We start from the raw sequence: 14,554 nt of genomic DNA, 5'->3' as shown, positions 1-14,554 counted from the left end.
CCCCGGTGAGCCGGTGGCTTGCCCAGAAGAGAAAGAGAATATCATGGCCGAAGCCTGGTGGAACGACACGCTGATCGCGCGCAGTGACGATATCGTCACCGTCGAGGGCAATGCCTATTTCCCGATCGCCGCGGTGACGCCCGGCGTGCTGCAGGTCAGCACCACGACCAGCGTCTGCCCTTGGAAAGGCACGGCATCCTACTATTCGATCGAAGCCAACGGCGCCGAGAACCGCGACGCGGTCTGGTATTATCCCGAGCCCAAGGACGCGGCGAAGGAAATCAAGGACCGGGTCGCGTTCTGGAAGGGCGTCGAGGTGCGGTGAGGCGCCCGGCTTGACGAGACTTCAGGCGGGTCGGAAGGGGCTGGACAGGCGGGGCGAAGCGATGGCTTTTTGCCCCGCATGACCAAGCGTTCGTTCCGCCACCGCCTTCGCGCCTTTCAGCAAATCCACGGCGGGACGCCCGACAGCGGGTTCATCGCCGACCTCGAATATCTGGAAAACCGCGATCTCGACCTGTCGGTGCGGATGGGCGCGATGCTGGCGTTCAACGCGCTGCTGATCACCATCGGCACGCATCCGGTGTCCGCCTCGCCCGGCGCGCCGCTCAGCCTCGATGTGGTGAGCCATCCGGCGGCGACGATCGCCAGCCTGATCGGGATCGTGCCGTTCGTGCTGGCCTGCGGCACCGTCCTGCGCGGGCTGCTGCTCGGCGAGGAGTTCGACGTCGAGGGCGCGGCGGACTGCACGCCCGACGCCCTGCGCACCCGCCTGCTGGCCGCCTTCGTCCGCTCGATCGACGTCCAGACCGGGCTGCTGCGGCGCGCGGTGATCCTGACCTTCGTCGGCGGCGCGCTGACGGCGGCGGTGTGGGTGTGGATCTTGGCGAGCAAGCTGGCCGGGTGAGGGAGGGCGCTGCGATGGGCGGGGAGGTGACACGCGGCGGGTTGCCGATCCTGTTGTTCGAGGATGCGGCAGCGCTGGAGCGGTGGCTTGAAGCGCAGCCGGCGGAGCATCCGGGCCTCTGGCTCCAGTTCGCCAAGAAGGGCAGCGGGGAGCGGTCGGTCAGCGTGCAGGAAGCGATCGACGCCGGGCTGTGCTTCGGCTGGATCGACGGGCTGAAGAACCGGTTCGACGAGCGCTTCTTCCTGCTGCGCTACACCCCGCGCCGGGCGCGGTCGAAATGGTCGTTGATCAATGTCGAGCGGGCCGAGGTGCTGCTGAACGAGGGGCGGGTGCGGCCGGGTGGGCTCAGGCAGATCGAGGCGGCGAAGGCGGATGGGCGCTGGGCGGCGGCTTATCCGCCGGCGAGCCGGATGGAAGTGCCGGCGGATTTGGCCGCGGCGCTGGAGGCGGACCCGGTAGCCAAGGCGGAGTTCGAGGCGCTGAGGGGCGGGGAGCGGTATTCGGTGCTGTACAGGCTGCATCAGGTGCGGGGGGTGGAGAAGCGGGCGGTGGCGGTGAAGACGGTCCTCGAACTAATTGGATCGCCACCGCATTCGTCGGGAACAAGCAATTTGTGAGAACTAAGCCGGTTGACGATGTCGAGTTTCCTCGAAAGATTACTCACCGTGATAGCCGACTGTCGCCATATTGAGCTTCCGTTAGAGCGGTCCAGAGACAGGTCGAGCGCTGACTGATGCAGCGTTTGACGGAATACTTCATAGTGCCTCAGAACGCTGTGCTTCTCAATCTCGTCGGCTTCACGCTAGGGCTGATTGGATTCTTCCTTACGTTATGGGGCCTGCGTATCGCGCTTGAACAATTGCGCGGCCTCAAAAGCGAAGCTGAAGCAACTCGAGCTGCAATTCAAAAGGTGCAGTTGAAAGTTTCGTCTTTTGATACACTTCAAGAGATTGCGGGAGCTCGCAAAACTATTTCTTCGATTCGGACCGTGTTAATCGCCAGAAGCGCAAAGGATCTAATACCGCTTTACGAGCAGCTGATTGAAATGTTTCTCCGTATATCTCATGCTGGAGAGGCGATTTCTTCAGAAGATCGGGAGGTCATGAAGCGTCATACTTCGGAGATGGCTAAAATCTGCGAAGGGCTTCGAAAGCGCGTCTCGACCAATGCCGATGCACTTCCACCTCGAGGGCAAGATGAGGCGCTTAGGAACTACACGGACATAACCACGAAGATTGGTTTTGCTCTAAGGCAGGAATTACAAAAATGACTGATCCCGCCGCGCCACTACGCGCGCTTTGCGAAGCAGTTTATAAGAAAACGGCCAACGGGGAAGTTGAATGGAGATTCGATGATGACCTCGACGCTTGTGAGGCAAGCATTGGCCAAGGCTACATCCAGATATGCTCTGAAGTGGATGTAGATGGTGACAAATACTTTTTTGTGAAAATACTCAATGGATTCAAGCAAACAGTCGATTCGATATATGGTGGCACGCTTGGAATCGGAACGAAGCCCTCAACGGGGCAAAAAGATTGGTGGGATTTCATACGAGACTTACGGACTATGGCTTACCGAAGAGCCGTTGGTTCGGAGGAAGTGATCAATAGCATGCTACACGAGCTCGACGCTTCACCTGCTTCGAGGCGTGTTCAGCCCCCGAGGCCCTTTGACGATTTAGATGATGACGTGCCCTTCTGACGTGCAATGCCACTATTAAATGCACTCCTATGATGTCAGATCTTCCGAGATACCTTCCGAAATAATCAGGCTGTTATTGACGCCGCACCCCCAACCGAACCCACCGGCGCTTCCTCTTCCCGCGAATAGGTCCCGATCAACACCCCCGCGCCAAGGATGCGGCCCTCGACCCGCTCGAGGAAATCGCCTCGGCCGGGGCTGGGATCGCCGCTGTCGCCGGCGCTGAGCGCGAGCAATTGAAACACATAGTCGTGGCTGCCGTGGCCGGTCGGGGGATCGGGGGCGAGCCAGCCTTGGGCGAAATAGGAGTTGGTGCCGACGTCCTTGCCGTCGGCGCCGTCGCCGTCGGGCCGGATCGCGCCTTCGGCCAGGCTCCCGAGCGCAGGCGCGATGTCGACGACGATGGCGTGGACCAGCGGGCGCGGGGCGGGGGCGTCGGGGTCTTCGACGATCAGCGCGAGGCTGTCGGTGCCGGGCGGAAGCTCGCCCCAGACCAATGGCGGAGAGATGCCTTCGCCATCGGCAGTGAAGCGCGGGGGAAGGCGACCGCCGGGGGCGAAGGCGGGGCTGGAGAGATGAAGCGTCTCGGCGCCGGTGAGGTCGAGCCGCGAGAGGGTCAGCTTGTCGTGGCCGGCGCGGAGGCCGGAGAGGGCTGCGCCGAGCCAGTGGGGAATGTTTTCGAGCATGGGCAAGGGAACGCACGGGGGTGGGAAGTGGATGCGGGGGCTGCCACGGCTGTCCGCTCGCCCCCCTCTTCCCGCTCGGCTGCGCCGAGCCGACCCTCTCCCGCGGGGGGAGAGGGTGGCTTCGCTTAGCGGACCTGGATGCGGACCACCGGGCGGGCGGCGCGGAGGGCGACCGGCTCGTAGCGGAGGCGCACGGCGGTCACGTCGCGGCGGTTGCCGCTGAGGTCGACCGCTCGGGTGCAGGTGCCGGCGTTGAGGACGGCGCGGGTGTTGACGTCCTGGCGGGCGCCGTTGGCGAAGCGGATGTCGAAATCACGCAGGCGCAGCGGGGCGTTCAGCGCGCAGACGCGGATCTCGCGCTGGCGGGTGATGCCGGGGAGCGCCACGGTGTCGGTGTCGCGGCCGTCGACGCGGGTGGTGCCGATGGTCCGCCAATTGCCTTCGTTCCAGCGCCACTGCTGCGCCGCGGCCGGGGTGGCGGCGGCAAGCCCGGTGGCGAGGGTGGCGGCGGCGATGATCAGACGCTTGTTCATGGCTCTTCTCCTTCGAACTGCGATGGAGAAGGATTAGGCCGGTGACCACGCATCGCGCCTGAATGCGCGGTTGTGGGAGGGTCAGGGATGCGGCGGCTTTGCGGCTGCGGGGCGGCCGAGGCGTCTGGCGTGACCGGGTCACGCAGCGTCCGCATAAGGGCGCCGCGTGACCCGCCGGAGTTTAGCGCATCGAGGCCTGCATCCGCGTGATGGCCCAGTCCTGTGCTTCGCGCGCGCCGCGCACGACCTTGTCCATGCCGAAGAATTCGTGCGTGGTGCCGGCCCAGGTCCGCTGTTCGACCGCAACGCCTGCCCGGCGCATTGCGGCGGCCAGCGTTTCGCCGTCCGAGCGCAGCGGATCGGCCTCAGCGTTAATGATCGTGGTCGGCGGAAGCCCGCGCAGGTTGGCGGCGACGAGGTTCAGGCGGGGGTCCTGCCCGTCGGCTTTGGTCCGCATGTAGTAATAGCCGAACCAGTTGAGCGCCGCGGTGTTGAGCGGCTTGGCCTGCGCCGAGTCGATCCGCGAGGGGAGGTTCGGGGTCGAATTGGCGATTGGATAGACCGAGACGATATGGTCGGGCATCGGCCAGCGCATGTCGCGGGCGTAGATGGCGGTGGCGACCGCGAGATTGCCGCCCGCGCTTTCGCCGAGTGTCGCGAGACGGCGGGTGTCGCCGCCCCAGCGCGCGGCATTGTCGAGGACATATTTGTAGGCCATCGCCGCATCTTCGTGCTGCGCGGGGAACTTGTCTTCAGGCGCATGGCGATACTCGACCGAGACCACGACCGCGCGCATCCGCTCGGCGATCGCGCGCGGGGCGGCGTCATAGACGTCGAGGTCGGCGATGACCCAGCCGCCGCCGTGATAATAGACGACTACCGGCAGGTTCGACCGTTCGGTGGTGCCGGCGGGGCGGTAGACCCGGACTTTCTGCTCGGGATCGCTGCCATAGGCCATTTCGGTCGTGGTAACCGCGTTCGTTTTGAGCATCATGCCGCGCTGCGCCACGACCTTGGCATAGGCGTCGGCGAAGGAAGGCTGCGTGCGTGCCGTCGCCGGGGTGATGGCGGTCAGCGGTTGCGGCTGGAGCGAGGCGAGTGCGTCGAGCACGGCCTGCATGTCCGCGCTGGCGCGGGGCGGGGTGGTCATCGCGGTGGTGGGAACGGGCGGCGGGGCGGCATTGGCGTCGCGCGGCGAGGTCATGCTCATCGGGTCGGTCATGGCCATGCCGGGCATGGTCGAGCAGGCGCCAAGCGCGAGCACGGGGAGGGCGAGCGTCGACAGGGCGAACGCACGGAACGTGGAATTCATTGTCATTAGGGAAACTTCCTGTTGGTGATCAGGAAGTTAAATCGCGGCGGGTGCGCCGGGTTCCCTCGCCTGCCCGCACAGTCGACGGGGATGGTCCGGCCGTCACGGGACGACCGGACTCTCTCCGGTCAGTCGTGCTCGCGCCCACCCGAGCCGATGTAAAGCTCGCGCCCGGTCTCGTTATAGACGCGGCTCATTGCGGCCATGCCTTGCTCGGCTTCTTCGACCGCGATGCTGTTTTCGAGTGGGGCGTTCTGCTTGGCGGCGAAGTCGCGGACTTCCTGCGTGATCTTCATCGAGCAGAATTTGGGCCCGCACATCGAGCAGAAATGCGCGGTCTTGGCGCCTTCGGCGGGCAATGTCTGGTCGTGATATTCCTCGGCCGTGTCGGGGTCGAGCGACAGATTGAACTGGTCGCGCCAGCGGAATTCGAAGCGGGCGCGGGAGAGGGCGTCGTCGCGGACCTTGGCGGCGGGGTGGCCCTTGGCGAGGTCGGCGGCGTGGGCGGCGAGCTTGTAAGTGACGACGCCGACCTTGACGTCGTCGCGGTCGGGGAGGCCGAGATGCTCCTTGGGCGTGACGTAACAAAGCATCGCCGTCCCGAACCAGCCGATCATCGCCGCGCCAATGCCGCTGGTGATGTGGTCGTAGCCGGGCGCAATGTCGGTGGTGAGCGGCCCGAGCGTGTAGAAAGGCGCTTCGCCGCAGACGGCGAGTTGCTTGTCCATATTCTCCTTGATCTTGTGCATCGGCACGTGGCCGGGGCCTTCGATCATGACCTGGCAGTCATGCTCCCACGCTTTCTTGGTCAGTTCGCCAAGCGTGAAGAGCTCGGCAAACTGCGCTTCGTCATTGGCGTCGGCGATCGAGCCGGGGCGGAGGCCGTCGCCGAGGCTAAAGCTGACGTCGTAGGCCTTCATGATCTCGCAGATCTCGTCGAACCGTTCGTAGAGGAAGCTTTCGCGATGGTGGGCAAGGCACCATTTGGCCATGATCGAGCCGCCGCGCGACACGATGCCGGTGACGCGCTTGGCGGTCAGCGGTACGTAAGGCAGGCGGACACCGGCGTGGATGGTGAAATAGTCGACGCCCTGTTCGGCCTGCTCGATCAACGTGTCGCGGAAGATGTCCCAGTTGAGGTCCTCGGCGATGCCGCCGACTTTTTCGAGCGCCTGATAGATGGGGACGGTGCCGATCGGGACCGGCGAGTTGCGCAGGATCCACTCGCGCGTGTCGTGGATGTTGCGGCCGGTGGAGAGGTCCATCACCGTGTCCGCGCCCCAGCGGATCGACCAGACCATTTTGTCGACTTCGGCCGCGACGTCGGAGGCGACGGCCGAATTGCCAATGTTGGCGTTGATCTTGACCAAGAAGTTGCGGCCGATCGCCATCGGCTCGGCTTCGGGGTGGTTGATGTTGGCGGGGATGATCGCGCGGCCGCGGGCGACTTCGTCCCGGACGAATTCGGGGGTGACGAAGTCGGGGATGGCGGCGCCGAAGCTTTCGCCGTCGCGCGGTGCCTTAAGCGCCTGCTCGCGACCGAGGTTCTCGCGGATCGCGACATATTCCATCTCGGGCGTGATGATGCCGCGGCGGGCATAGTGCATCTGGGTGACGTTGGCGCCGGTGCGGGCGCGGAGCACGCGCTTGCGGACGTTGGGGAAGGGCGCGACGCCGCCCGAGCGGTCGGGGCCGAGCTGGCCGTTGTCTTCGGGGCGGACTTCGCGCTGGGTCACTTCCTCGACGTCGCCGCGGGCGCGGATCCAGTCGCGGCGAAGCTCGGGCAGGCCAGCCATGATGTCGATCCGCGCATCGGGGTCGGTGTAGGGGCCTGAGGGGTCGTAGACCGTAACGGGCGCTTCGCCGGACGAGGGCTCGAGGTGGATCTGCCGCATCGCCACTTTGAGCGGGCCGACGTGGATTTTCTTCGAGCCGCGGATCGGGCCGGTGGTGACCTTGAGTTCAGTGCGAGCGGGTACGTCAGCCATGTCTAGAGTTCCTCTTCCTCCGCCGGGGTCAGCCGGATCAGGTTCTCGGGTCGAGCGGGGCCAGCCGCTCCTCTCAGCTCAGGCGAGCTCCCCGGGGACAGGTCCGTCTTAGAAGCCGGCGCGGGATTGCGCCAGCCGGGACTGCACGCCATCACGCAAGGCGATGACGCTGAGCTACCTCGACCGCCTGGAAGCGGAGAGCATTCACATCCTGCGCGAGGTGGTGGCGACCGCGCGGCGGCCGATGTTCCTCTATTCGATCGGCAAGGACAGCAGCGTAATGCTGCATCTGGCGCTGAAAGCGTTCGCGCCCGCGCCGCCGCCCTTTCCGTTCCTGCACATCGCGAGCGGGTGGGATTTCAAGGAGATGCTGGCGCATCGTGACGCCATGGCGGCACGTTATGGCCTGGAACTGATCGTCTGGCACAATGCGGAAGCGGCAGAAGGCGGCGTCGATCCGTTCGCCACCCCGACGCCGACTTATACGCGGCTGATGTTGACCGAAGCGCTGCGGGCGGCGCTCAAGGACGGCGGCTATGATGCGGCGTTCGGCGGCGGGCGGCGCGACGAGGAAAAGGCGCGGGCCAAGGAGCGGGTGTTCAGCTTCCGCGGTGCCGGCGGCGGGTGGGACCCGAAGCTGCAACGGCCGGAATTGTGGACCCTCTACAATGCGCGGGTCCATGCTGGGGAGAGCATCCGCGTGTTTCCGCTCAGCAATTGGACCGAGCGCGACATCTGGGACTACATCGCCCGCGAACAGGTCCCGATCGTGCCGCTCTACCTTGCGGCCGAGCGGCCGACGGTGGTGCGCGACGGCACCTTGCTGATGGTCGACGAGGCGGCGCGCTTTCCGGGTATCGAGAGTGAAGAGGTCGTCACCCGCCGGATCCGCTTCCGCACCATGGGCTGCTGGCCGCTGACCGGGGCGATGGAGAGCGAGGCCGATACGCTGGACAAGGTGCTGGACGAGATGGCGGCGCGGCGCACAAGCGAGCGGGAGGGGCGGGTCATCGACCGCGACGAAAGCGCGTCGATGGAAGTGAAAAAGCGCGAGGGCTATTTCTGATGGACCTGCTGCGCTTCATCACCTGCGGCAGCGTCGACGATGGCAAGTCGACCCTGATTGGGCGACTGCTGCACGACAGCGCGCAGTTGATGGAGGATCAGCTCGCCGCTCTGACCCGCGACAGCAAGCGGGTCGGCACGCAGGGGCAGGAGATCGACTTCGCGCTGCTGGTCGACGGGTTGGCGGCCGAGCGCGAGCAGGGCATCACCATCGATGTCGCGTATCGCTTTTTCTCCAGCGCGAGGCGGCGGTTCATCGTCGCCGATTGCCCGGGGCATGAGCAATATACGCGCAACATGGCGACGGGTGCGTCGACCGCCGATGCCGCGGTGCTGCTGGTCGATGCGAGGAAGGGCGTCCTGACGCAAACCCGCCGCCACGCCGTGATCTGCCGGATGATGGGGGTCCGGCACCTGATCCTGGCGGTCAACAAGATGGATCTGGTCGGCTTCGACCGGGCGCGGTTCGAGGCCATCGCGGCGGAGGGCGAGGCGCTGGGGGCGGCGACGGCTATTCCGCTGTCGGGGCTGACCGGCGACAATGTATTCGCGCGGTCGGCCGCAATGGACTGGTATGACGGCCCGACGCTGATGGAAGCGCTCGATGCGTTGCCGTCGGAGGTGGACGAAGGCGACACGCCGCTGCGGCTGCCGGTGCAATGGGTCAATCGCCCGCACCAGGATTTTCGCGGCTATTGCGGGCTGATCGTGGGCGGGAGCGTCCAGCGCGGGCAGGATGTGCGGGTCTTGCCCTCGGGGCGAACCAGCCGGGTGTCGGCGGTGCTGGTCGGCGAATGCGCGGTCGAGCGGGCGGAGGCCGGGCAATCGGTCACGGTGACCCTGACCGACGACATCGACTGCAGCCGCGGATCGGTGATCGTCGCGCTGCATCATGCGCCGGAAGTGTCCGATCAATTCGAAGCGAGCCTGGTGTGGCTGGCCGAAGAGGAATTGCTGCCCGGGCGCGGTTATTGGCTGCAGCTCGCCAGCCAGAGCGTCACCGCCACCGTCCAGCCGCCCAAATATGAGCTTGGCATCGACACCGGCGCGCATCTGGCCGCCCGAACGCTGGGACTGAACGCGATCGGGGTGGTCGAGTTTGCGACCGACCGGCCTTTGGTGTTCGAGCCTTATGCCAAGAGCCGCGCGCTCGGCGGGTTCATCCTGATCGACAAGGTCACCAACGCGACGGTTGCCTGCGGGATGATCCATTTTGCGCTTCGGCGGGCGAGCAATATCCACTGGCAGGCGATCGAGGTCAGCCGCGAGGCGCATGCCCGGCAGAAAGGGCAAAAGCCCTGCGTCGTGTGGCTGACCGGCCTGTCGGGGGCAGGCAAATCGACCATCGCCAATCTGGTCGAGAAGAAATTGCATGCGCTGGGCAAGCACAGCTTTCTCCTCGACGGGGACAATGTCCGGCACGGGCTGAGCCGCGATCTCGGGTTCACCGAGGCCGACCGGATCGAGAATATCCGCCGGGTGGGCGAGGTCGCGCGGCTGATGGCGGATGCAGGGCTGATCGTGATCACCGCGTTCATCTCGCCCTTCCGCGCCGAGCGCGAGATGGTCCGCGCGATGCTGCCGCCGGGCGAGTTCCTCGAGGTGTTCGTCGACACCCCGCTGGAGGACGCCGAACGGCGCGATGTGAAGGGGCTGTATGCCAAGGCGCGGGCCGGCACGCTCAGCAATTTCACAGGGATCGACAGCCCGTACGAGCCGCCGCTGGAGCCCGATCTTCGCATCGACACGCGCGCGCTGAGCGCCGAGGACGCGGCGGAGCGAATCGTTCGTCTGCTTGGGCACTGATTGCGGCGGGACCAAAGGCCAGGGGGACCCAACCGCGCCGTGCCGCGTTGGCCCCCGGATAACCTAGGGAGAAAAACGTGCGTGCTCTGATTCTGGTCGCTGGTGCGGCCCTTTCCCTCGCGGCTTGCGGTAGCAACAACGACGAGGCCATGAACTCCGATGCCAACCTGATGGTCGCCGACAACATGTCGACCATGGACGCCAACATGATGGCGACCGATTCGAACATGATGGCCACCGACGCCAACATGATGGGCACGGATGGCAACATGATGTCCAACAATATGATGTCGAACGACATGATGATGAACGGCACCGACGCCAACATGGCGAACGGGACGATGAACACCACCAACGGCATGTAAGCCATTGGCATTTCGGGCGGCGCTCACGCATTCGCGCTGCCCGGCTCCGGGGAAGCGCTCGTCCTGTGCCAGGGCGGGCGCATCTTCGTTTTAGGGCATGACGCGCGATGCCTGTGCAACCATCGCACCAGCGGGTCGTTGCGCCGCTGATATGAAGAACCTGTCCTCCGCCGCCGCCGCCCTGTTCGTCCTCATTTTCGCGGCGACCCCCGCGCTGGCCCAGGAGGAGCGCAAGGATCTGCGCGTCCGGGTTGGATTGGGAGCGCAGTTCAAGCCGGCGTATCCCGGTGCGGACAAGGCCGATTTGAGGCCCTTGTTCGATTTCGACCTTGCCAAGGGCACCGAGGAATTCCGCATCGAAACTCCCGATGACCGCTTCGGCGTGCGACTGGTGTCGGCCGGGCGTCTGTCGGCGGGCGCGGTGGCAAGTTATCAGGGCAGCCGCAAGGACAAGGATGTCGGCGCGCCGGTGGGCAAGGTCGATGCCTCGATCGAGCTTGGCGGTTATGCCGATTATCTCGTCAATGACAGCCTGCGGGTACGCGGCGAGCTGGTGAAGGGCGTGACCGGGCACGAGGGGATCGCGGGGCAGGTCGGCGTGGATCATTTCTGGCGCGACGGCGACCGCTATGCGGTGACGCTGGGCCCGCGCCTCCTGTTCTCGGACGCCAAATATCAGCGGGCCTATTTCGGCGTGAGCCCGGCGGCGGCGGCCGCAACGGGGCTATCGGCCTATCGGCCGGGTGGCGGGATCCACGCGGTGGCGCTGGCGAGCGGCGTGCAGACCCAGTTCGGGCCGCGCTGGGGCCTATTCGGCTATGCCCGGGCGGAACGGCTGATCGGCGACGCGGCCAAGTCGCCGCTGGTCCGCACCTACGGCTCGCGCAATCAGCTGTCGGCGGGTGCCGGCATCAGCTACGCGTTCACGGTGAAGCGCTGAGCCTTACCCGCCTGAGGTCCCGGCCTGCGCCGGGACGACGGTAAGATCAGTCGCCTTCGCCGGGTTCGGGCGAGAAGTATTCGTCGTATTTGCCGTCCTTGCCTTTGAACTCGTCAGCGTCGGCCGGGCTGTCCTTCTTGCGAGTGATGTTCGGCCATTGGCTGGAGAAAGTGGCGTTCAGCTCCAGCCACTTCTCATTGCCGCCTTCGGTGTCGGGCAGGATCGCTTCGGCCGGACATTCGGGCTCGCACACGCCGCAGTCGATGCATTCGTTGGGGTTGATGACGAGCATGTTCTCGCCCTCATAGAAGCAGTCGACCGGACAGACCTCGACGCAGTCCATATATTTGCAGCGGATGCAGGCGTCGGTGACGACGTAGGTCATGGCGGTTTCTCTCAAGCTCCCTGGTTGACGCCAGCGCTATGCCGCTCTGTCGCCATCGTCAACGCCCAGCTCTTCGTAACAGGCACGGGCTTCGGGCGAGGGGCCGCGGCGGGCGGGGAGGGAGAGGACGCGGATGACGCGAATTGCGCCGCGTAAGGGCAAGGTGATGGTGGCGCCGACGCGGACGATTTCGGAGACTTTCTCGACCCGGCGACCGTCGATCCGGGTGCGGCCCTGGTGCAGCAATTCCTGCGCCTGGGTGCGGGTTTTGAGCAGGCGGATGAAGAACAGGTAGCGGTCGAGCCGCATCTAGCGCTTAAGCCCCGCGAGCGCGGCGAAGGCGTTGCCGGGGCGTGCGGGCTGCGGACGCGTGCGGCTGCGGGCGTGCGTCCCGCGCCAGGCCCAGGTGCCCGAATGCTCGCGGAAACCGACTTCGGCCATCAGCCGGGCGAGGGCGTCGGTCGACAGGCCGAGCGAGGTGGCGAGCGCGCGGTCAATGGGGTCGAACGGGGTTTCCGATCCCTTTTGATATCCGGCGCGGGCCTGATGGGCGAAGGCGGCGAGGCGGTCGGCGAGATCGACGCGCAGCCAGTGGTCGCCGAAGCGGCGGTAGGCGAGCGCGGCGCCGAAGCGGTCGGCCTCTGCCGGGAGGACCGAGGCGCCGGGGCGGGGCAGCGCCGGCATGGCCAAGCCGCTGCGCACCGCGATGAGGGCCGCGCGCCAGCGTTGCGCTTCGGGCTTCATCAGGCTGGGGGCATAGACGTCGAGCGCGCCCAACCGGACTTTCAATTTGTGCAGCGCGGCGCGCATCGGGCGGTCGAGCTGGCCGATCGGTTCGGCCAGCGCCTTGCGCGGCAGGAGGCCGCCGGCGTCGGCGAGCATCGCGGTCAGCGCGCGGACGGGCGGGCCGTAATGGCGGTCGGAGGAAGCGGCGGAGAGGCGGGCGAGGTCGCCGACGTGGCGCTTCACCTGCCGTTCGAGCCAGCTTTCCATGTGGGCGCGGAGCTGGGCGCGGGCCGGGGCGGACAGGCGGTCGAGCGCGCGGACGGTGCGCAGCGCGGGCTCGGTCAGGCTGCGGCCCGGCGCGAGGCGGGCGAGGAGATGGCCGTCGGCGGCGATCCCAATATCGCCGCCTGCGGGAGAGAACAGGGTGAAGCGAGTGTCTTCCCCGGCGCAAAGGTCGCGGGCGCGGCGATCGAGCTCGTCGCCCAGGCGGCGTTCGGCGGCGGCGAGGAGCAGGCGCTTGTCGGCGAGGCGGGCGGCGGGATCGACCTTGAAGTCGAAGCCGGTGAGATGGCCGATCGGTTCGGGCCCGACGCTGACCTCGCCGTCGGCGGCGACGGTGACGGGCAGCGCGTCGGCCCCGCGCGCGCCGATGTCGCGGACGAGGACAGCGGTGCGGCGATCGACGAAGCGCTGGGTCAGCGCGGCGTGGAGGGCGTCGGACAGGCGCGATTCGACGTAGCGGGTGCGCTCGGCCCACCGTGCGGGCTCGGCCAGCCAGTCGGCGCGGTGGGCGATGTAAGCCCAGCTGCGCACCCCCGCGAGGCGGTCGGCGAGGGCTTCGATATCGCCCGAGACATTGTCGAGGCGGCTGACCTCGGCGGCGAACCAGTCTTGGCTGACGTGGCCGCCAGCGGCGATCGAGGTGAAGATGCGGCGGACGGTGCGGGCATGGTGCATCGGCCCGACCTTGCGGAAGTCGGGCAGGCCGCACGCCGCCCACAACCGCCGCGCGACGACGCCCTTGCGGTCGGCGACGGCGGGATCTTCGGCGAGGGCTTTCAGGACGGCGAGGTCGATCCCCGGCGGGGCGGGGCGGAGCAGGGGGTCGTCGCTGCGCGCTTCGAGGCTGCGGATCAGCGCGGTGACGTCGGTGAAGTCGAGGTCGGCCGAGCGCCAGTAGAGATGGTCGAGCGGGCGGAAGCGATGCTCCTCGATCGCGTTGATTTCTTCGTCGGTGAAGGCCGGGCCGTTATCGCCGCCGAGGCCCAAGGTGCCGAAGGTGCCGTCGCGCTGGTGGCGCCCGGCGCGGCCGGCGATCTGGGCCATTTCGGGGATGGTCAGGCGGCGTTCGCGGCGGCCGTCGAACTTGTCGAGGCCGGCAAAGGCGACGTGGGCGACGTCCATGTTGAGGCCCATGCCAACCGCGTCGGTGGCGACGAGATAATCGACCTCGCCGCGCATGAACATGTCGACCTGCGCGTTGCGGGTGGCCGGCGACAGCGCGCCCATCACCACCGCCGCGCCGCCTTTGAAGCGGCGCAGCATTTCGGCCAGCGCATAGACCTGCTCGGCCGAGAAGGCGACGATCGCGGAGCGCGGGGGCAGGCGGGAGAGCTTGACCGAGCCGCCGTAGCGCAGCGTCGAGAAGCGCGGGCGGCTGACGATTTCCGCGTCGGGGATGAGCTGGCGGACGAGGGGCTTGAGGCTTGCCGAACCGAGGATCAGCGTCTCCTCGCGGCCACGGGCGCGGAGCATGCGGTCGGTGAAGACGTGGCCGCGTTCGGGATCGGTGCCGAGCTGCGCTTCGTCGATGGCGCAAAAGGCGAAGTCCTTGGGTCCGTCGGTCCCGCCCGGCTGGGCCGAGGGCGAGGGCACCGGCATGCTTTCGGCGGTGCACAGCCAGTAGCGCGCGGTGGGCGGAGCGATGCGTTCTTCGCCGGTCAGCAGCGCAACCTGGGCTTCGCCCTTGAGCTTCACCACGCGGTCGTAGACTTCGCGGGCGAGCAGGCGCAGCGGGAAGCCGATGACGCCCGATGAGTGGGCGCACATCCGCTCGATCGCCAAGTGGGTCTTGCCGGTGTTGGTGGGCCCGAGGACCGCCCTGACAATGCCGTCGTAACGCGCGGCCATGAGGGTCATG

General features: G+C 66.6%; 15 protein-coding genes and 1 pseudogene. 9 read left to right on the top strand and 7 right to left on the bottom strand.

The features are described 5' to 3' along the window. Nucleotides 1-43 precede the first annotated feature (43 nt). From V6R86_RS03175 to V6R86_RS03155, 5 genes are all read left to right on the top strand, one after another. The gene (locus tag V6R86_RS03175) at nt 44-325 is read left to right on the top strand and encodes a DUF427 domain-containing protein (protein WP_338502040.1); all 282 of its coding nucleotides are present in this window, start codon (nt 44-46) and stop codon (nt 323-325) included. Between the two features lie 78 nt (nt 326-403). Continuing rightward, nucleotides 404-907: a hypothetical protein gene (locus V6R86_RS03170; RefSeq protein WP_338502039.1), complete on the top strand. Its 504-nt coding sequence runs from the start codon at nt 404-406 to the stop codon at nt 905-907. Then, on the top strand, nt 904-1,524 hold the full coding sequence (locus tag V6R86_RS03165; RefSeq protein WP_338502037.1) for a YdeI/OmpD-associated family protein: 621 nt from the start codon (nt 904-906) through the stop codon (nt 1,522-1,524). The genes V6R86_RS03170 and V6R86_RS03165 overlap by 4 nt, the downstream gene beginning before the upstream one ends. Nucleotides 1,525-1,640: 116 nt before the next feature. Beyond that, on the top strand, nt 1,641-2,177 hold the full coding sequence (locus tag V6R86_RS03160) for a hypothetical protein (protein ID WP_338502035.1): 537 nt from the start codon (nt 1,641-1,643) through the stop codon (nt 2,175-2,177). Beyond that, the gene (locus tag V6R86_RS03155; protein WP_338502033.1) at nt 2,174-2,608 is read left to right on the top strand and encodes a hypothetical protein; all 435 of its coding nucleotides are present in this window, start codon (nt 2,174-2,176) and stop codon (nt 2,606-2,608) included. The genes V6R86_RS03160 and V6R86_RS03155 overlap by 4 nt, the downstream gene beginning before the upstream one ends. A 65-nt stretch (nt 2,609-2,673) precedes the next feature. Here the strand turns inward: V6R86_RS03155 and V6R86_RS03150 are convergent, their stop codons facing one another. The 4 genes from V6R86_RS03150 to thiC all read right to left on the bottom strand — a co-directional run bounded on the left by V6R86_RS03150 (nt 2,674) and on the right by thiC (nt 7,127). Next, nucleotides 2,674-3,294: a YbhB/YbcL family Raf kinase inhibitor-like protein gene (locus V6R86_RS03150; protein WP_338505384.1), complete on the bottom strand. Its 621-nt coding sequence runs from the start codon at nt 3,292-3,294 to the stop codon at nt 2,674-2,676. A gap of 125 nt (nt 3,295-3,419) precedes the next feature. Continuing rightward, on the bottom strand, nt 3,420-3,827 hold the full coding sequence (locus V6R86_RS03145; protein WP_338502032.1) for a hypothetical protein: 408 nt from the start codon (nt 3,825-3,827) through the stop codon (nt 3,420-3,422). A 181-nt stretch (nt 3,828-4,008) separates the two neighbouring features. After that, a complete protein-coding gene (locus V6R86_RS03140; protein ID WP_338502030.1) occupies nt 4,009-5,145 on the bottom strand; it encodes an alpha/beta hydrolase fold domain-containing protein in 1,137 nt (378 codons plus the stop codon). Nucleotides 5,146-5,267: 122 nt separating this feature from the next. Then, nucleotides 5,268-7,127 carry a phosphomethylpyrimidine synthase ThiC gene (gene thiC, locus V6R86_RS03135; protein WP_338502028.1) on the bottom strand — a complete coding sequence of 620 codons (1,860 nt, stop codon included), beginning with the start codon at nt 7,125-7,127 and terminating at the stop codon, nt 5,268-5,270. A 148-nt stretch (nt 7,128-7,275) separates the two neighbouring features. Between thiC and cysD the strand changes: the two are divergent. The 4 genes and pseudogenes from cysD to V6R86_RS03115 form a co-directional block, all read left to right on the top strand. Further along, nucleotides 7,276-8,193 (top strand): annotated as a pseudogene (gene cysD / locus V6R86_RS03130) (sulfate adenylyltransferase subunit CysD); the annotation flags it as partial. Beyond that, nucleotides 8,193-9,998, top strand: coding sequence for an adenylyl-sulfate kinase (cysC, locus tag V6R86_RS03125; RefSeq protein ID WP_338502027.1), 1,806 nt, complete (start codon nt 8,193-8,195; stop codon nt 9,996-9,998). The pseudogene cysD and the gene cysC, both read left to right, overlap by 1 nt. 77 nt (nt 9,999-10,075) lie before the next feature. Beyond that, complete coding sequence (locus tag V6R86_RS03120) at nt 10,076-10,363, top strand: hypothetical protein (RefSeq protein ID WP_338502024.1); 288 nt, start codon at nt 10,076-10,078, stop codon at nt 10,361-10,363. 151 nt (nt 10,364-10,514) lie between these two features. Then, complete coding sequence (locus tag V6R86_RS03115) at nt 10,515-11,303, top strand: MipA/OmpV family protein (protein ID WP_338502022.1); 789 nt, start codon at nt 10,515-10,517, stop codon at nt 11,301-11,303. A gap of 46 nt (nt 11,304-11,349) precedes the next feature. Here the strand turns inward: V6R86_RS03115 and fdxA are convergent, their stop codons facing one another. Genes fdxA through V6R86_RS03100 form a run of 3 tightly spaced genes read right to left on the bottom strand, consistent with a single transcriptional unit; the run spans nt 11,350 to nt 14,544 of the window. Then, nucleotides 11,350-11,688 (bottom strand): ferredoxin FdxA, encoded by a 339-nt coding sequence (fdxA, locus tag V6R86_RS03110; RefSeq protein WP_338502020.1) that lies wholly within the window; start codon nt 11,686-11,688, stop codon nt 11,350-11,352. 36 nt (nt 11,689-11,724) lie between these two features. Then, nucleotides 11,725-11,997 (bottom strand): RNA-binding S4 domain-containing protein, encoded by a 273-nt coding sequence (locus tag V6R86_RS03105; protein ID WP_338502018.1) that lies wholly within the window; start codon nt 11,995-11,997, stop codon nt 11,725-11,727. After that, nucleotides 11,998-14,544 carry a helicase-related protein gene (locus V6R86_RS03100; protein WP_338502016.1) on the bottom strand — a complete coding sequence of 849 codons (2,547 nt, stop codon included), beginning with the start codon at nt 14,542-14,544 and terminating at the stop codon, nt 11,998-12,000. Between the last annotated feature and the right edge of the window lie 10 nt (nt 14,545-14,554).

Origin of the sequence: Sphingomonas kaistensis, from assembly GCF_036884275.1 — a bacterium.
GTDB classification, from domain to species: Bacteria; Pseudomonadota; Alphaproteobacteria; order Sphingomonadales; family Sphingomonadaceae; genus Sphingomicrobium; species Sphingomicrobium kaistense_A.
This window is presented reverse-complemented; position numbering and strand designations above follow the sequence as displayed.